This window comes from Planococcus sp. 1R117A, from assembly GCF_051417975.1.
In the GTDB taxonomy this organism is placed as follows: domain Bacteria; phylum Bacillota; class Bacilli; order Bacillales_A; family Planococcaceae; genus Planococcus; species Planococcus shenhongbingii.
Map to the genome: position 1 here is coordinate 287,502 of NZ_JBPRLO010000003.1, position 19,105 is coordinate 306,606.

Consider the following 19,105-nt stretch of genomic DNA (forward strand, 5'->3'; position numbering starts at 1 on the left):
TTCGTTTGCTTTAAATTTTTTCGCTTCTATCGACAGCAAAAATTTTACTGATCAAAGTATCTGTTATTGATTGGCTTTTTCAGCAGTTTCTTTTTCTTCTTTCAAAACGATTTTACGTGAAAGGTTAACACGGCCTTGGCGATCGATTTCAATCACTTTAACTTTAACGACATCGTCAAGTTTCAAGACATCTTCCACTTCTTTCGTCCGTTCTTCCTGAATTTCAGAAATGTGAAGAAGTCCATCTTTTCCAGGGAACAGTTCAACAAAAGCACCAAATTTCTCGATGCGCTTCACTTTGCCTTCGTAGTACTCGCCGACTTTCGCTTCGCGGACGATATTTTCTATCATCGCTTTCGCTTTTGCGTTCATTTCCTGGTCAACCGAGGAAATGAAGATTGTGCCGTCTTGTTCAGTATCAATTTTAACACCAGTTTCATCAATGATTTTATTGATCACTTTACCGCCAGGCCCAATTACATCGCGGATCTTATCAGGGTTGATCTTTACCATGATAATCTTAGGAGCAAATTGCGATAACTGTTCTTTAGGCTCTGAAATCGTTGCAAGCATCGACTCCAAAATATGGATTCTTCCGATTTGAGCTTGTGTCAATGCCTCATCCAAAATTTCACGCGACAGGCCATCAATTTTAATGTCCATTTGAAGAGCTGTAATGCCTTTGGCAGTACCCGCTACTTTAAAGTCCATATCGCCAAGATGGTCTTCCATGCCTTGAATATCCGACAGCACAGTATAGTTTTCGCCTTTTTTAACTAATCCCATTGCAATTCCTGCAACCGGCGCTTTGATTGGCACTCCGGCATCCATCATCGCAAGCGTTGATGCACAAATACTTGCCTGTGAAGTCGAGCCATTCGATTCCAATACTTCTGCCACTAAGCGGATTGTATACGGGAAGTCTTTTTCAGACGGAATAACGGCTTCAAGCGCACGTTCTCCGAGTGCACCGTGCCCAATTTCCCGACGTCCAGGACCACGAAGGAATCCAGTTTCTCCTACTGAGAATAACGGGAAATTGTAATGGTGCATAAAGCGTTTCGTATCTTCAATGCCCAAGCCGTCGATGATTTGAACATCGCCAAGCGCACCTAAGGTACAGATGCTCATTGCCTGAGTCTGGCCACGAGTAAACAAACCTGAACCGTGTGTGCGATTCAAAATGCCGACTTCGGAAGATAAAGGGCGGATTTCAGATGGCGTACGGCCATCTGGGCGGATCTTTTCGTCTGTAATTAAACGGCGCACTTCATCTTTTACCATTTTGTCCAGAATCTGGCCAACTTGTTTTTTCACATCTTCATCGGCTTCTTCATAGGACTGCATGACACGGTCTTTAACAGCATCAATCGCTTCGTTGCGGGCCTGTTTTTCAGCTGTTTGCACAGCTGCATTCAACTCGTCTTCTGCAAGCGCCTTAATGGCTTCTGTAAGAGTGGCATCCAGCTCATAAAGCTGAATGTCTGTTTTTTCTTTGCCTACTTCTTCGGCAATCTGTTCTTGGAAAGCGATTAATCGCTTGATTTCTTCATGGCCAAACATAATAGCTTCCAGAATCTCTTGCTCCGAAACTTCCTTTGCTCCTGCTTCTACCATATTAATAGCATCTTTAGTTCCAGCAACTGTCAAGTTCATAGAACTCTGCTCCAGTTGGTCATTCGTTGGATTGATGATATATTCTCCATTAATTCTTCCAACGATAACGCCGGCGATAGGACCGCCGAATGGAATATCCGAAATCATCAATGATAGAGATGAACCGAACATTGCCGCCATTTCTGATGGGCAGTCCTGATCTACAGACATTACCATAGAAATAACCTGTACTTCATTGCGGAAACCATCCGGGAATAACGGGCGGATAGGACGGTCAATCAAACGGCTGGTAAGCGTCGCTTTTTCAGACGGACGGCCTTCGCGTTTGATAAATCCACCTGGGATTTTGCCGACTGCATATAAACGCTCTTCATAATTTACTGTGAGGGGGAAGAAATCCGTATTCTTCGGAGTTTTCGATGCTGTTGCCGTTGACAATACTGCTGTATCGCCGTAACGAATCAACGCAGCTCCGTTAGCTTGTTTTGCTAATTGGCCAACTTCAACCTGTAACTCGCGGCCTGCCCAATCTAATGTATAAACTTTTTTCGTTTGCTCCATAATCGAGCTCCTCTCTCTTACACTGTTTCATCATTCTCTTTACCCCGCTTTAACGGCCAGTAAAATCCACTACCAATCAGCGGGGATGAAGAAACTCCCCACTGATTGAAGTTTCTCTTTATCCCGCTTTAACGCTCAGTAGGACTCCCGCTTCCGCTGGGAGGTCCACTGTCCGTAAAAGTCCGATTGGATCAACTACCAATCAGCGGAGATGAAGAAACTCCCCGCTGATTGAAGTTTCTCTTTATGTATCCACTAGTAGTGTATCAAAAAAGCATTCACTGTGCGATTGAATGTTTAAATTTTTATCCATAAAGAAAAAGCGGGACGAATCCCGCTTTTGCTAATTGCTATTATCGGCGTAAGCCTAATTTTGAGATTAACTCGCGGTAGCGTGCTACATCGTTCTCGCGCAAGTATTTCAACAAGTTACGACGGCGTCCAACCATTTTGAATAGACCACGACGTGAGTGATGATCTTTCTTGTGAGTACGCAAGTGCTCGTTCAAGTTGTTGATGTCTTCTGTAAGAATGGCGATTTGAATATCTGCAGACCCAGTATCTGTGTCGTGCACTTTGAATTCATTGATCAATTCATTTTTACGTTCTTGAGTGATTGCCATACTGTTCCACCTCCTAATTTCTGATATCCCCAATTACCGAGCAACCGTTGGTGAATCGATTTGCCAAGCAATGGTTTGTACTTTTAGTACTTATAAATCATAGCATAAGCGCTTTTCAAAATCAACCGGTCACCTTATGTTAGGCTTTTGAAATAATCAATTGCCGTTTCCTTATCCTTTTGAATCTGAACCTTCAGTTCATCTATCCCCGAAAATTTCTTTTCATCCCGAATTCTCAAGTACCAATCTACATCCACCATTTCTCCGTAGATCGTTTTATCAAATTCTAAAATATAGACTTCAACCGTCTGCTTCTTTACGTCGGGATTGTTGAAAGTCGGTTTAAATCCAACATTGCAGACGCCATTGTATTTCCGGTCCTGAACCCAAATACTTACAGCATAAACTCCCCGGCCAGGAACAAACGTGCCAATTTCCGGCTCGACATTGGCAGTCGGGAAACCTATTGTCCTGCCCCTCTTATCGCCATTTACCACGGTGCCTGAAATTCTGTATGGCCGCCCTAATAAACGGCAAACTTCATCGACTTCACCGCTCTTCAGCAGATTCCGGATTCGTGTAGAACTGATTTTTTCTTCGCCGTCGACTTGTTTTTGAATAGTTGAAACAGAGAAAAAGCCTTTCCCAGCCTCTTCCATTGTTTTCATAGTCCCTTCACCTTTACAGCCGAACGAAAAATCGAATCCTGCTGTGACATGCACTACATTCAATTCTTTAATAAAAATATGGATGAATTGTTCAGGGGTCAACTTCGCAAAGTCGGAAGTAAATCGGACTACAAAACAAATATCAACTCCCATGCCATTCAAAATCTCTAATTTCTTTTGCATGGGCGTAATGTAAAATACTTCTTCTTTTCTTCCCCCTAAAACTACAGAAGGATGAGGATCAAACGTCATGACCGCCGATTGGATACTATGTTTTTTCGCATGGCTGATCGCTTCTCCAATAACCTGCTGGTGCCCTTTATGTACACCGTCGAAAAAACCGAGCGCAAGCGAAATAGGGCCAAGCTTTTCTTCAGGTCTAATATTGTTTGGATAACTTAAATGAATAATTTTCATGTCACACCTCGTTGATGCTCGGAATTCCGAACATTTTTTCAGGCTTCATTTTATCCACACGCTCCGGATGTCTTTTATATAATGCCAACGGCTGCCCGTTTACAGCAAATACTAAGAATTCCTGTGTTTCCATCAGAGGGTGCCGGTCTAGGACCTGGCCGTTTTTGATGGCAAAAACATCTTTTTTATCAACCTCGACAAATGGGAAATTGCTCAATCCGTAGCTTAGCGGTTTTAAAATAGAGCCGATATCTTCATTTTGAGCAAGTTCCGCCACTTCAGCAAGTGTTACGCAGTCTTTTGCTGCAAATTTTCCGGATTCGGTGCGCGTCAATTTGGACATATGGGCTGGGTATCCAAGAGCTTCTCCAATTTGAACGGCCAAAGTCCGGATATACGTGCCTTTTCCGCATTTAATGCGGATAGAGAATTTCAATTCTTTTCCGATCCATTCCGATTGCCCGTCAAGCAATTCTATGGAGTCAATCCGGACGACTCGTTGCGGCCGGTCCACTTGGATGCCTTGGCGCGCATATTCGTACAGCTTCTTGCCATTAACTTTTACAGCTGAATACATCGGTGGAGTCTGCATAATTTCACCCGTTAAATCTTCAAGCGCTTTTAATAAGTCACTTCTTCCCAAGTATTTCTCCGTGTCATCCACATCGACAGTTGCGCCGCTGGCATCTTCTGTTTCCGTTGAATAACCAAGCGTTACTTCAGCCTCATAGGTTTTCCCTTGATCAGTAATATATTCAGCCACTTTTGTTGCTGTCCCGATGCAAATCGGCAGTACACCATCAACATCCGGATCTAAGGTGCCCGTGTGTCCAACTTTTTTGGTTTTCAGGATTTTCCGCAATTTAAACACACAATCATGAGAAGTCATGCCTCTCTCTTTCCATAAAGGCAGAACGCCATTCATTGCCACTTGGTTCAGCTCCTTGCTTATTATGTATGTAAAGAAAAACTCCAGCCCACAGGGTTCTTCCCTCGTGGTTTGTAAGTTGGTCTTATCGGGATTTTACGGCCCTATAAGGCCATCTTCTAAAGAAACGGAAACCCTAACGACCGTTAAAGTATGAAAAAAATAGCCTGCTAATAATTAGCAGGCTCCAGTTTTATCATACTTTAAACGCTGATCAGTCCACTTTCGCCCCCGAAAAAGATGCGGGGCGAAGTTTTCCTTACTGGTCTTCTTTCGGTTCTTTTATGTCACGGAGCAATGTATCAATTCGATTTCCATATGCTATGGATGAATCAAATTCAAACGACAACTCCGGCGTTTTACGCAAGCGGATCCGCTGTCCGATTTCAGAACGGATAAATCCTTTTGACTTCGATAAGCCGAGCAAAGTTTGTTCTTTCGCTTTATCATCACCCAGCACACTAATATAAACAGTTGCCTGTTGAAGATCTCCAGTTACCTCTACATCCGTCACTGTCACGAATCCGATTCTAGGATCTTTCAGCTTGCGGCTGATAATTTCGCTAAGTTCTTTTTTCATCTGCTCGCCTACACGATTTGAGCGCATCGTCATTGTTTATTCACCTCGTTCTTACAAATATTCTTGCTGAACTTCAAGGCATTCCCAGGCGGGGTTGCTTTCCAAATACTGCAATACTTGCGCCATTTCTTTATCCACCATCTCTTTTGAGGAAGAAACAGTAACAAAGGCGATGCGTGTGCGTTGCCATACATTTTGGTGATCAATTTCCGCGGCTGAAACGTTGAACTTCTGTTTTGTGCGGGTCAGCATGCTTTTTAATACTGCCCGCTTTTCTTTTAATGAATGCGAAACTGGTATGAAGAATTCACATTCCATGTACAAAATCATTTGCGTTCGATTTCTTCCATTACGAATGCTTCAATGATGTCCATTTCTTTAACATCGTTGAAGTTTTTGATGGTGATTCCGCATTCGTATCCTTTTGCTACTTCTTTTGCATCGTCTTTAAAACGTTTCAGCGTATCAATTTCGCCTTCGAAAACGACTATGCCTTCACGAATTACCCGGACACCGCTATCTCGGGTAATTTTACCGTCGATTACATAGCTTCCTGCAATTGTTCCAACTTTAGATACTTTAAACGTACTGCGAACTTCAGCTTGTCCAATAATTTTTTCTTCGAATTCAGGATCCAGTAATCCTTTCATTGCGAATTCAATTTCTTCAATTACTTTATAGATGATGCGGTGCAAACGGATATCCACACCTTCTGCTTCAGCAGCACGTTTCGCATTAACATCCGGACGCACGTTAAATCCGATGACGATTGCATTAGACGCAGCAGCAAGTGAAATATCTGATTCTGTAATAGCACCAGCACCCGTATGGATGATTTTCACATTCACACCTTCAACATCAATTTTCATCAATGAGGCAGCCATTGCTTCAACTGCGCCTTGAACGTCAGCTTTAACAATCAGGTTTAGTTCTTTCATTTCCCCTTGTTTCAACTGGTCAAACAAGTTATCAAGAGTGACACGTGTTTTTTCAGAGCGCTGTACTTGAAGTGCAGATGTTGCACGAGTTTCACCGACTTGACGGGCTGTTTTCTCGTCTTCAAATACTACAAAACGGTCACCGGCTTGCGGCACATCATTTAATCCTGTAATTTCTACTGGAGTAGATGGGCCTGCATCTTTCACCCGTCGTCCAAGGTCGTTAACCATGGCCCGGACGCGCCCGAATGTATTACCGACAACAATTGGATCACCGACATTCAAAGTGCCATCTTGCACTAATAGAGTGGCTACCGAACCGCGGCCTTTATCCAGCTCCGCTTCGATAACAGTTCCGATTGCACGGCGTGCTGGATTTGCTTTCAATTCTCCAACTTCAGATACAAGCAAGATCATTTCTAGCAACGAATCGATGCCTTCTCCTTTTAAAGCTGAGATTGGAACAAAAATAGTTTCGCCGCCCCATGCTTCCGGTACAAGTCCATGTTCTGTCAGTTCTTGCATCACCCGGTCAGGATTAGCGCTTGGCTTATCCATTTTATTGACTGCGATAATGATTGGCACTTCAGCAGCTTTTGCATGATTGATCGCTTCCACAGTCTGAGGCATAACGCCGTCATCAGCTGCTACAACAATAATGGCCAGATCTGTTACTTTCGCTCCTCGTGCACGCATTGTTGTAAATGCTGCGTGTCCTGGAGTATCAAGGAACGTAATTTTTTTGCCGCCCTCATCCACTTGATAAGCACCGATATGCTGAGTGATACCGCCAGCTTCGCCTGCAGTCACTTTTGTGTTTCGGATAGAATCCAGTAATGTTGTTTTACCATGGTCAACGTGTCCCATGATTGTAACAACCGGTGGACGTTCTTCTAGAAGAGCTTCATCTTCCGGTTCGAAGTAAACTTCAAGATCCGATTTATCAACCAGAACTTCTTCTTCTACTTCTACCTCGTATTCAGCACAAATCAATTCAATAGCATCTTTATCCAATTCTTGGTTAATGGTAGCCATTACCCCAAGCATGAACAATTTTTTGATGATTTCAGATGGCTCACGGCCTAATTTTTTTGCTAATTCTGCTACCGTCAAAGACTCAGTAAACGTGATTTTAGCCGGCAGCTCTTTTTCTTTTCTAGGCATTGGCGGCATTGGATTTACCGGTTGCTGCTGTCTGCCTTTGCGGTTGCGGTTTTGGCCTCCGCGGCCTCCAGCGCCGCCTGGACGGTTGTTGCGCTGTCCTGGACCTGCAGTCGGTTTTGCAGCTTTCGGTGTGAAGTTCGATCCTTTAGCTGCTGCTGGACGGTTCTGCCCTTGGCCACTGCTTTGTGGACGGGATTGTCCTTGGCTGCTTTGTGGACGAGCTTGCCCCTGTCCGCTGCTTTGCGGGCGGGACTGCCCTTGTCCAGAAGGACGGTTCTGTGCTTGATGCTGTTGGCGCGCTTGTGTTTGCACACGCTGACCTGATGCAGATTTCTTATAAATGCCATCCAATTTTGAAACAGCATTGTCCTCCAAAGTTGCCATATGGTTAGCCACTTCAATATTCAGCTTTGATAACTGGTCAATAATCTCTTTACTTGGCTTGTCTACTTTTTTAGCGTATTCATGTACTCGAATTTTGGTCATCTGCTCACCCCCGGTTAATTTCTTCAAGCAAACTCGCTAGTTTTTTTGCAAACCCCTGATCGGTGATTGCTACTACTACACGCTCTGCTTTGCCTATTGCATGTCCAAGTTCAAAACGCGTTCCGAATACTTGGAGATCAACATTATACGAATTGCATTTGTCATGCACTTTCTTGCTAGTGTTTGCTGATGCGTCTTCTGACAATATGACCAATTTTGCATTGCCATTGCGCACTTCTGCCACTGCCATTCCTTCTCCGGAGGTCGTCATCCGGGCTCGGGTAGCCAATCCTAAAATTTGCAGGAATTTCTCTTTGGTCTGTAATTGCTCAGTGTTCATTATTTCTTCAACTGCTCTCTTAGGACTACGCGAATTAATTCGCTGTAAATTTCATCTGGAACTTTAACTTCCAGCTGATTGTCCAAAACTTTCTTTTTGCGCGCTAATGCTATCGCATCTTCCGATTTAGAGACATATGCACCGCGTCCTGATTTTTTGCCCGTCAAGTCGACAAATACTTCGCCTTCTTTTGTTCGGACCACTCGGATCATTTCTTTTTTAGGATGCATCTCGCCTGTAGCTACACACTTCCGCAATGGGATTTTCTTTTGCAGAGCCAACCGACATCACCTTTTCTACGTTATTCTTTTTCCTCATAAAAATCAAAATCGTCAAGTTCTTCACCGGATTCAACCAGTTCAACTGATGCATTTTCATTCGGATAAATGCCAAGTTCCCGGGCATCGGTCTCACTCTTGATATCGATTTTCCAGCCGGTTAATTTAGCAGCCAGACGTGCATTCTGTCCGCGTTTCCCAATCGCAAGTGACAATTGATAATCCGGAACAACGACAGTTGTTGATTTGTCTGCTTCATTTACTTGAACATCCAGAACTTTAGATGGGGAAAGTGCGTTTGCGACAAACACCACTGGTTCTTCTGACCATTCAACAATATCGATTTTTTCTCCGCTCAATTCATTTACAATTGTTTGGACACGGGCACCTTTCGCGCCTACACATGAACCAACTGGATCAATATCATCACGATGAGCGACTACAGAGATTTTAGAGCGGTCTCCCGCTTCACGTGCAATCGACTTGATTTCGACGATTCCTTCATAAATTTCCGGAACTTCGTTTTCAAACAGGCGGCGCAGCAACCCTGGATGGGTACGCGATACAAAAACCTGCGGCCCGCGAGTCGTGCGTTCTACTTTAGTGATGTATACCTTGATGCGGTCGTGCGGCTGGTAAGATTCATTTGGCATTTGTTCGGTCTGTGGAAGAACCGCTTCCACTTTTCCAAGGCCGACGTATAGATTGCGGGCATCCATGCGTTCAACAATGCCATTGACAATATCGTCAGCACGGTCAACGAATTCCTCAAAGATCAAACCGCGTTCAGCTTCGCGTACACGCTGAGTTACCACTTGTTTAGCTGTCTGAGCAGCAATACGTCCGAAATTCCGTGGAGTCACTTCTTCTTCAACGATATCGCCAAGTTCATAAGCGGGATTGATCACTTTTGCATCTTCCAATGAAATATGCAGGCGGTCATCTTCAACTTCTTCCACCACGTCTTTACGGGAATAAACAAGCATTGTTCCCGTGTTCAAGTTTAAATCCACCCGAACATTCTGCGCTTGGTTGAAATTGCGCTTATAGGCTGTAACCAGCGCAGCTTCAATGGCTTCTATCAGTACATCTCTCGAAATTCCTTTTTGCTTTTCTAAAGCATCTAATGCATCCAAAAACTCATTGCCCATTATTTATTCACTCCCATGTTCTTCAATCAGGTTTTACAGAAAAATCAATGGCGAGCCGGATAACTGCAATTTTGTCCCGGGCAATAACGATTGTTTTTCTGCGTGTTTTGATTTTAACTTCAATTTCTACTTCTTCATCATTGTAAGACATCAAGTAACCTTCGAATTCTTTTGCATTTTCCACAGGTTCATACGTCTTAATATAGATGTACTTTCCGCGCGCATTTTCGAAATCTTTTTCTTTTTTCAATGGGCGTTCTGCACCAGGTGAAGAAACTTCAAGGAAATAGTTCTGCTCAATCGGATCAAGTTTATCCAGGATTTCGCTTAACTTTTCACTGACAAGCGCACATTGATCAATGTCTATCGGCGCTGCCGGATTATCTACATAAACACGTAAAAACCAGCTGCGTCCTTCTTTTAAAAATTCTACATCCACAAGTTCCAAATGCAGTTCTTCTGTGATGGGCAATGCGATTTGTTCAATCTGTTCTGTAATTTTGCTCATATATGCCTCCCGCCGATTTATTCCATAACAACAGAAAAGAGCGGGAGAACCCACTCTTCTGCGACAGAGCTATCAGTAAATGTTATTACAATAATACCATATTTCCTATTGCTGTGCAACTTACTAGAACAGCGACAGTTGATTGGCATCCGGCATGCCCTCTAAGCATCCGTGGTCATCCATGTATTCAATAATGGTCTTGGAAACACGTCCACGCTGCTGCAAGTCTTCTTTCGATAAGAATGTTCCATGCTCACGGGCTGCAACGATTGATTTCGCTGCGTTTGTACCCAATCCCGGAATTGCATTAAATGGAGGAATCAATGTCTTGCCTTCAATGATAAATTGGTCAGCGGACGATTTGTACAAGTCGACTTTTTGGAACGAATAGCCTCGTTCAACCATTTCAAGCGCCAATTCCATGACTGTCAACAAGTTCTTTTCCTTGGTTGATGCTTCAAGCCCTTTAGCGTTAATCTCATCGATTTTAGCACGGATCGAATGAGATCCTTTGGCCATTGCATTGACATCGAAATCTTCTGCGCGGACGGTAAAGTATGCTGCGTAATAAAGAATCGGGAAATGCACTTTGAAATAAGCAATGCGTACTGCCATTAATACATAAGCGGCAGCATGGGCTTTCGGGAACATGTACTTGATCTTTTTACATGATTCGATATACCAATTCGGCACGCCTTCTTTTTTCATCGCTTCTTCCATTTCCGGAGTCAGCCCTTTACCTTTCCGTACCGACTCCATGATTTTAAATGCCAGTGAAGACTCCAATCCCTGATAAATCAAATAAACCATGATGTCATCCCGACAGCCGATTACGTCTGACAGCTGGCATGTACCATTTTGAATTAGTTCCTGGGCATTGCTGAGCCATACGTCTGTCCCATGGGAAAGTCCTGAAATCTGGACAAGCTCGGAAAACGTTGTCGGTTTTGTTTCTTCAAGCATCTGGCGAACAAAGCGCGTTCCGAATTCCGGGATGCCATATGTTCCGGTTTTACAACCGATTTGCTTCTCGGTAACACCCAAAGATTCCACCCCTGAGAAAATCTTCATCACTTCAGGGTCGTCTGTCGGAATCGTTTTTGGATCGATGCCTGATAAATCCTGCAGCATCCGGATAACGGTTGGATCATCATGTCCAAGAATATCCAGTTTCAAGAGGTTGTCATGAATAGAATGGAAATCGAAATGAGTCGTTTTCCATTCGGAATCCTGGGCATCCGCTGGGAATTGGATAGGTGAGAAATCATAAATGTCCATATAATCCGGCACAACGATAATTCCGCCCGGGTGCTGGCCGGTGCTCCGTTTAACTCCGGAACAACCTTGCACCAAGCGGTCTATTTCAGCGCCGCGGAGCGTCATGTCTCTGTCATTGGCATAGCCGCGGACGTAACCGTAGGCCGTTTTTTCCGCTACCGTTCCGATCGTTCCAGCACGGAAAACATTGTCTTCCCCGAATAATTCTTTTGTATAGTTGTGGGCTCTGGCCTGGTAATCCCCACTGAAGTTCAAGTCGATATCGGGAACTTTATCTCCTTTAAATCCAAGGAATGTCTCGAAGGGAATATCTTGTCCTTCTTTTTGGAAAGGGATATCGCAATCCGGGCAATTTTTATCCGGCAAGTCAAATCCTGAACCGACAGACCCGTCATCAAAAAACTCGGATTTTTTGCATTTCGAACAAATATAATGCGGCGGCAGCGGATTGACTTCTGTAATCTCCGTCAATGTCGCAACCAATGAAGAACCGACAGAACCTCGGGAGCCTACCAGATAACCGTCATCCAACGATTTTTTAACAAGCTTATGCGATATCAAATAAATAACCGCGAAGCCGTGTCCAATAATCGATTTCAATTCTTTTTCAATGCGTGCCTCCACAATTTCAGGCAGCGGAGAACCATAGATTTCGTGGGCCATATTATAGCTGAGCTCCCGTACTTCTTCATCCGCACCTTCAATTTTCGGTGTATAGAGATCGTCTTTGATCGGTTTTACCGTTTCAATCATATCCACGATTTTATTGGAGTTTTCAACCACTATTTCACGGGCGGTATCTTCTCCTAAAAATTCAAAGGCATCGAGCATTTCATTGGTCGTTCTAAAATGCACTTTAGGCAGTTTGTGGCGGTTCAATGGGTTAGCGCCGCCTTGAGAGCCAATGAGAACCTGGCGGAAAATCGCATCATTTTCGTCCAAGTAATGGACATTCCCTGTCGCTACCATTGGAATTTCAAGCTTCCGGCTGACTTTCACCAGTTTGCGGATCACATCTTCCAGGTTCCACTCATCGCGAATCAGTTCCCGTTCAATCAAATGAGAATAAACTTCTTTTGGATGGACTTCCAGATAATCATAGAATCTCGCTGTCTGTTCGACTTCCTCCATTGATTTTTGCATCACCGCTTCAAACACTTCTCCTTTATCACAGCCAGAACCGACCAGTAAGCCTTTCCGGTGGCGCTGCAATAATGAACGCGGAATTCGCGGGACACGGTAGAAATAATCAATATGTGAGGCAGACACTAGCTTGAACAGGTTTTTCAAGCCTTCATCATTTTGAGCCAGCAGCGTGCAATGTGTCGGACGCGAGCGTTTATACGCGTCCCCTGCACCGACATAGTCATTCAACTGGTCATGATACAAAATTCCTTTTTGATGAGCTTCTTTTAATAAATGCGTCATTAAATATGAAGTTGCTTCCGTGTCATAGATGGCCCGGTGATGCTGGGTCAATTCAATGCCGAATTTTTTTGCCAATGTATTCAACCGGTGGTTTTTCAATTCCGGATGAAGCATCCGGGCAAGTTCGAGCGTATCGATGGTCGCGTGTTTCTTTTCAATGCCGAATTTTTTATATGCCACATATAAAAAGCCCATATCAAATGATGCATTATGGGCAACCATAATATGGTCGCCGGCCCATTCATGGTAGTTGCGGATGACTTCTTCCACTTCAGGCGCATTTTTTACCATGTCGTCCGTAATCCCAGTCAAGTCAATCGTCGTTGCCGACAGCGCATGATGGGGATTAGCAAAACTCTCAAACTTATCAAGGATCTGGCCGCCTTTAATTTTCACAGCGGCAAGTTCGATGATGGTATCGTAGACAGCAGAGAGACCAGTCGTTTCCAAGTCGAATACCACAAATGTCTCTTCTTCCAATAAGGCATGCCGCTCTTCATAAGCAATCGGCACTCCATCGTCCACTAAATTCGCTTCTAAGCCGAATATCGCTTTAATGCCATATTTTTTACTGGCAGCATAGGCATCCGGAAAAGATTGCACACCGGCATGGTCCGTAATAGCAATTGCAGGATGGCCCCATTTTGCAGCTTGAGCGACCAGTGAATCGACCGAAGAGACTGCGTCCATCGCACTCATCGGTGTGTGTAAATGGAGTTCTGACCGTTTTTGATCGGCAGTATCTTGCCGAAGCTGCGGATTGATTTCCACCATATCCTGGGCCATCATCACTAAATCACGGACAAAGGTATCTGTCTGAATGGAACCGCGGGCTTTTAACCACATCCCTTTTTTGACATTGCCCATATGTTCCGCATCTTCTTTGTCTCGCGAGAACATCTTCACTAGTATCGAATCCGTGTAATCGGTCATTTTAACGGTCAACAATGAACGTCCGCTGCGCAATTCACGAACTTCAACATCAAATACGAACCCTTCGATCGTCACCCTGCGTTCTTCATCGACAATCGATTTGATTTCCGAAATTTTTTCATCCGGTTTAATCGCAATCCCCATTTGGAAAGGACCGGACGGCACGCCATTTTCTTTGCGGTCTGTTTCTCTTTTCTTCATATCCGCTAATGCCTTTTTCGCCATTTCATCTTCTTCGATCTGACGCTGTTCCAGAAATTCTTGGTGGGCCGCTTCTTGATCCCCTTCGGTCAATTGGAAATCGATGGCAATGCGCGGGAATCCAAACTGCTGGTAAACTTCTGCAATTTTATCGCTGTACTTCGACTTTAATGCCATCATTTCGTGTTCATGGCTGCAGCACAGCATTAATTTTTGGCCATTCCAATCCGGCACTTGCGATTGCAATTGCTGACGCAGTGGCGGAGCCATATCCGAAAATTCTTCCACTACATAGCGCCAGTAGTCCATGACTAACTGTCCTTCAGCTTTTGAAGATTCGCTTTCTATAGCAATTTGCACCGAGGCGATAGATGAGAAGGTTATATTTAGACGTTCTTTTAATTGAAGATATAGTTGCAGAGGCAGAATTTGTTTTACTTTGATCAGAAAACGCCAAGTCCGCTCTTTTTTATGGACTGTCATCCGTGTCAGTTCCGCCTCTTCAAAAAAAGGCATATGCACATCGTCCGTTAAGTCCAGATGCTGAAGAAGAAGCTTGAATCGCATCTTTGAATCCTGCTGGTTTGTCATAACTATCCCCTTCGTAACAGATTTATTGATAAGAATAAAGAAAGGAAAGTACAGTTGTACTTTCCTTTCATCATATCAGATTTGTCGATTATTTATTAAAGAATTGCTGTAATCGGTCCAGTAATTCTTCTCGTTTCCATTCAAAAGTTTCTCCCGTGCGGCGATATTTCACTTCCAAAATTCCTTCAGAAGCTTTTTTTCCGACCGTAATGCGAACAGGTATGCCAATCAAATCAGCATCTGCAAATTTTACTCCTGCCCGTTCAATGCGATTATCCAAAAGAACTTCATATCGGTACGATTTCAATAATTCATACAAATCCTCACCCAATTCACGTTGTGTTTCGTCCTTCATGTTGACAGGTACAATGTGTACATCGTAAGGGGCAATGATATCCGGCCAAGTAAAGCCGTTGTCATCTTGGAACTGTTCAGCAACAGCAGCCATGACGCGTGAAACTCCGATGCCGTAGCAGCCCATGATATAAGGCATCGCTCTACCCTGGTCGTTCAGGAACGTCGCTTTCATCGGTTCACTGTAGGTTGTGCCAAGTTTGAAGATATGGCCAACTTCGATTCCTTTAGCGAATTGGATAATGCCTTCGCCATCCGGCGATAGATCGCCTTCCTGGACAAAACGCAGATCCGCATAGGCTTCGACTGAAAAATCTTTTTCAGGATTGACATTGATGAAGTGGTATCTGTCTTCGTTCGCGCCTGTCACTCCATTGACAATCGATTTTACCGCGTTGTCTGCATAAACTTTGATAGATGAAGGCAGTTTCACCGGTCCTAAAGAGCCAATTTCACAGCCCAATAATTGCTGGACTTCTCCAGGCTCTGCAAGGTCGACAATGGTGGCACCAGTTGCATGCTTCACTTTGACATCATTAATTTCATGGTCGCCGCGTGATAAGACAATCACTAAATCGTCATCCGCTTTAAATACCAATGTCTTAATGCATTGTTCCGGAGTAGTATCAAGAAATTCTGCTACTTCCGCGATGGTCTTCTGGTCCGGAGTTGATACTTTCTCCATGTCTTTCAATGCTTCATCAGACTTCGGATAATCTGCCTTCACTGCAGCCATTTCAATATTGGCAGCGTAGGAAGACGTATCCGAATAGGCAATAGTATCTTCCCCGATTTCAGACAGCACCATGAATTCATGGTTATCTTTTCCGCCAATCGCTCCTGAATCCGCAATAACTGCACGAAAGTTTAAGCCAAGGCGCGTGAAGATATTTGTATAAGCCTGCATCATATCATTATATGTGTCATCCAAACTTTCTTTTGTTGCATGGAATGAATAGGCATCTTTCATCAAAAATTCTCGGCCGCGGAGCAAGCCGAAACGCGGACGCTTCTCGTCCCGGAATTTTGACTGGATCTGGAACAAATTCAACGGCAACTTCTTATATGATTTAATTTCATCGCGAAGCAAGCTTGTAATGACTTCTTCGTGCGTTGCACCAAGAGCGAATTCGCGGTTATTGCGGTCTGTCAATCTCATCAATTCGTCGCCGTATGAATACCACCGGCCCGTTTCCTGCCACAATTCCGCTTGCTGCAATGCCGGAAGAAAAACTTCAACGCTGTTCGCCGCTTCCATTTCCTCGCGGATAACCGTTTCCACTTTTTGCAGAACCCGTTTTCCGAGTGGCAAAAACGAATAGATGCCGCTTGTGTTTTGGCGGATAAATCCAGCCCGCAGCAAAAGCTGATGCGACTTAACATCCGCATCAGCCGGTGTTTCTCTTAATGTAGGGATAAAAGTTGCTGATTGTCTCATTCCAAAATGCACCTCAACTGACTATTTAATTTTTCTTGCGTTTTCTCTGTCCAACTCCGTCGCCTAGCCCCTCGAGGTCGCGGTCTGCCCCCTGCGCCATGGCAAAGCCCGCCATTACCGCCGGGTCTTCCAGCGCTTGTCGGGGCTTGACAGGCGACAGTGTTTTTCTTAGTTAAAAGAAGAATTTTTGTATATCGTTCCATGTGACGACAATCATTAACAGCATGAGCAGCATGATGCCGACGAAATGGACCATTCCTTCTTTTTGCCGATCGACTGGTTTGCCGCGGATTCCTTCAAGGATAAAGAACATCAACCGGCCACCGTCAAGTGCCGGAAGCGGCAGTAAATTCATAATCCCTAAGTTGATGCTCAACATACCCGCCCAGCTCATCAAAGTGAAGATGCCGTATTTTGCAACTTCTTCAGTGGTTTTGTAAATTCCGACCGGTCCTGACAAAGCATCAATCGTAAATTGGCCAGTCACCAGCATGCCAAGCAAGCGGAAAATTTCCTTGAACCAAAAGACTGTTTGTTCGGCACCGTATGCAAACGAACCTAAAACATCTTTTTCAAGAGGACTTCGGTATAAAACCCCAATAACCCCTACTTTTTCAGGAGATTGTTCCGATACTTCAGGCGTAATAGTGAAATCCAAAGGCTGTCCGTCCCGTTCGACTTTGAATGGCAGCGGATTTCCGGCGTTATCCTGGACCGCTTCTACTAACTCGTTCCAAGAGCCAATTGCTTTTCCATCGATTTCTGTGACCAAGTCTCCATTTTGCATTCCGGCTTCTGCAGCCGGGCTGTCTTCTGTTACTTCCGTTATTACAGGTTCATTCGTTGGAATGCCCTGCATCAAACCAATGGCTGTGAAGATGAAGAAAGCCAAAATAAAGTTAAACAGCGGCCCCGCCAGAATCGTCATAAAACGATGCCCAAGGCTTTTCGAGTCGAATTGCCGGTCATAAGGAGCAAGTATCGTTTCTTTGCCATTTTCTTCAACGACAGCATCACGCGCTACTCCAATACGGACAAATTGATCATCCTCGTCATAACCTTTAATATAAAGTTCTTTCTCTAAATCCGCTTCTTCAACTTCCATAAACAGAATATCCGGATACATTGTCTTCTGATTCATGATAATTTTTTTAGCTAGGCCATCCTTGTCCAATAAAACACCAATCCGATGCCCTGCTTGAAGATGGATGGTATCCATGTCTTCCCCGGCCATCCGGACGTATCCGCCAATTGGCAGCAAACGAAGCGTATAGACCGTCTCGCCTTTTGTAATGCCTAGAATCTTCGGTCCCATTCCGATGGCAAACTCACGTACTAAGATTCCGGCGCGCTTCGCAAACAAAAAGTGGCCAAATTCATGAAAAAATACTAAAGCACCGAAAATAATTATAAACGCTAGAACTGTTTCCATTTGAACCCATCCTTATAAACCGTTTTCGGTTTTAATCTTTAGTTATTTTAGCATGTTTTTAACGGATTTTCTTGTCTCAGCATCTACGTGTAGAATCGTCTCTAAATCCGGCTTCGAAACCACTTTATGATTATGCATCGCACGTTCAATAAGTTCTTCAATCTGTAAAAATTTAATTTCTTCATTTAAGAACATCGCAACGGCTTGTTCATTTGCTGCATTTAAAACAGTCGTCATCGTGCCGCCTGTTTTACCAGCCTCAAAAGCCATTTTTAAGGCACGGAACCGCTTGAAATCCATTTCCTGAAAATGTAATTTACCGATTTCCGCCAGATTCAGCCGCTTGGCTTCTGTACGAGGAAGCCGCTCTGGATAAGTCAGTGCATACTGGATGGGAACTCGCATATCGGGTGTGCCGAGCTGCGCCATAACACTGGTATCGTGGAATTCCACCATCGAGTGGATGATGCTTTCCCGGTGCAGAAGCACTTCGATATCTTTATAGTCAAAATCGAACAGAATATGAGCTTCGATCACTTCCAAACCTTTATTCACCATGGTTGCGGAATCAATTGTAATTTTCGCCCCCATTGACCAGTTTGGATGATTCAATGCTTCTTTAACAGTAACGTCTTTTAAGTCAGCACGTGTAGAATCTCGGAAGCTTCCTCCGGATGCTGTCAAAATCAGCCGGCTCGCCTGTTCTCTTTTTTCACCGTTCAGTGCTTGGAATAATGCCGAATGCTCACTGTCGACAGGAAGGATGGTGGCTCCGTATTCTCTTGCACTCTGCATGACGAGATGCCCTGCAGTAACGAGTGTTTCTTTATTTGCGATTGCCACAGTTCTGCCTAATTTAATCGCTTCCAAAGTTGGCTTTAGGCCGACGCTCCCAATCACGGCATTAACCAGGATGTCTGCATCATAGGTAGCCGTTTCAATAAGTCCTTGTTCACCGTGTACGATAGAAACGCCAGGGAACTCTTTGGCGATTTCAATGGCATCTTCTTCATTTTGCACGCAAACGATTTCTGGCTGGAATTCATGGATGAATTTCCTGGTGACTTCCATGTTTTTTCCTGCAGAAAAACCCTTTAGAGAAAAGACAGTTCCGTGCTCCCGTATTATATCAGCTGTCTGCACACCTATGGATCCGGTGGCACCCAGCAAAATTATGCTCTTGCCCATTCA

Annotated in this window: 15 protein-coding genes; all 15 read right to left on the minus strand. The window is 44.2% G+C overall.

What is annotated here, in order from left to right; translation table 11 throughout:
• Positions 1 to 63: 63 nt before the first annotated feature.
• The 15 genes from pnp to dxr all read right to left on the minus strand — a co-directional run bounded on the left by pnp (position 64) and on the right by dxr (position 19,102).
• Positions 64 to 2,178: a polyribonucleotide nucleotidyltransferase gene (gene pnp / locus ACSFXN_RS11200; protein WP_437150195.1), complete on the minus strand. Its 2,115-nt coding sequence runs from the start codon at positions 2,176 to 2,178 to the stop codon at positions 64 to 66.
• 353 nt (positions 2,179 to 2,531) lie between these two features.
• Positions 2,532 to 2,801, minus strand: a complete 270-nt coding sequence (gene rpsO / locus ACSFXN_RS11205) for a 30S ribosomal protein S15 (RefSeq protein ID WP_300989584.1) — start codon at positions 2,799 to 2,801, stop codon at positions 2,532 to 2,534.
• Between the two features lie 134 nt (positions 2,802 to 2,935).
• On the minus strand, positions 2,936 to 3,886 hold the full coding sequence (locus tag ACSFXN_RS11210; RefSeq protein WP_437150196.1) for a bifunctional riboflavin kinase/FAD synthetase: 951 nt from the start codon (positions 3,884 to 3,886) through the stop codon (positions 2,936 to 2,938).
• Between the two features lies 1 nt (position 3,887).
• Complete coding sequence (truB, locus tag ACSFXN_RS11215; RefSeq protein WP_437150470.1) at positions 3,888 to 4,811, minus strand: tRNA pseudouridine(55) synthase TruB; 924 nt, start codon at positions 4,809 to 4,811, stop codon at positions 3,888 to 3,890.
• A gap of 262 nt (positions 4,812 to 5,073) precedes the next feature.
• Positions 5,074 to 5,427: a 30S ribosome-binding factor RbfA gene (gene rbfA, locus ACSFXN_RS11220; RefSeq protein WP_437150197.1), complete on the minus strand. Its 354-nt coding sequence runs from the start codon at positions 5,425 to 5,427 to the stop codon at positions 5,074 to 5,076.
• 18 nt (positions 5,428 to 5,445) lie between these two features.
• Positions 5,446 to 5,724, minus strand: a complete 279-nt coding sequence (locus tag ACSFXN_RS11225; protein WP_300989587.1) for a DUF503 domain-containing protein — start codon at positions 5,722 to 5,724, stop codon at positions 5,446 to 5,448.
• Entirely contained in the window at positions 5,721 to 7,982 is a 2,262-nt protein-coding gene (gene infB, locus ACSFXN_RS11230; protein WP_437150198.1) for a translation initiation factor IF-2, read from the minus strand. Before infB ends, ACSFXN_RS11225 begins: the two co-directional genes overlap by 4 nt.
• Positions 7,983 to 7,986: 4 nt before the next feature.
• On the minus strand, positions 7,987 to 8,322 hold the full coding sequence (locus tag ACSFXN_RS11235) for a YlxQ family RNA-binding protein (RefSeq protein WP_437150199.1): 336 nt from the start codon (positions 8,320 to 8,322) through the stop codon (positions 7,987 to 7,989).
• Positions 8,322 to 8,603: an RNase P modulator RnpM gene (rnpM, locus tag ACSFXN_RS11240; RefSeq protein ID WP_300989590.1), complete on the minus strand. Its 282-nt coding sequence runs from the start codon at positions 8,601 to 8,603 to the stop codon at positions 8,322 to 8,324. Before rnpM ends, ACSFXN_RS11235 begins: the two co-directional genes overlap by 1 nt.
• Positions 8,604 to 8,623: 20 nt before the next feature.
• Entirely contained in the window at positions 8,624 to 9,751 is a 1,128-nt protein-coding gene (gene nusA / locus ACSFXN_RS11245; RefSeq protein ID WP_437150201.1) for a transcription termination factor NusA, read from the minus strand.
• A 22-nt stretch (positions 9,752 to 9,773) separates the two neighbouring features.
• A complete protein-coding gene (gene rimP / locus ACSFXN_RS11250; RefSeq protein ID WP_437150202.1) occupies positions 9,774 to 10,259 on the minus strand; it encodes a ribosome maturation factor RimP in 486 nt (161 codons plus the stop codon).
• Between the two features lie 123 nt (positions 10,260 to 10,382).
• On the minus strand, positions 10,383 to 14,690 hold the full coding sequence (locus ACSFXN_RS11255; protein ID WP_437150203.1) for a PolC-type DNA polymerase III: 4,308 nt from the start codon (positions 14,688 to 14,690) through the stop codon (positions 10,383 to 10,385).
• An 88-nt stretch (positions 14,691 to 14,778) separates the two neighbouring features.
• A complete protein-coding gene (locus tag ACSFXN_RS11260) occupies positions 14,779 to 16,482 on the minus strand; it encodes a proline--tRNA ligase (RefSeq protein WP_437150205.1) in 1,704 nt (567 codons plus the stop codon).
• A gap of 172 nt (positions 16,483 to 16,654) precedes the next feature.
• Positions 16,655 to 17,914, minus strand: a complete 1,260-nt coding sequence (rseP, locus tag ACSFXN_RS11265) for an RIP metalloprotease RseP (RefSeq protein WP_437150206.1) — start codon at positions 17,912 to 17,914, stop codon at positions 16,655 to 16,657.
• 42 nt (positions 17,915 to 17,956) lie between these two features.
• Positions 17,957 to 19,102 carry a 1-deoxy-D-xylulose-5-phosphate reductoisomerase gene (dxr, locus tag ACSFXN_RS11270; RefSeq protein WP_437150207.1) on the minus strand — a complete coding sequence of 382 codons (1,146 nt, stop codon included), beginning with the start codon at positions 19,100 to 19,102 and terminating at the stop codon, positions 17,957 to 17,959.
• Between the last annotated feature and the right edge of the window lie 3 nt (positions 19,103 to 19,105).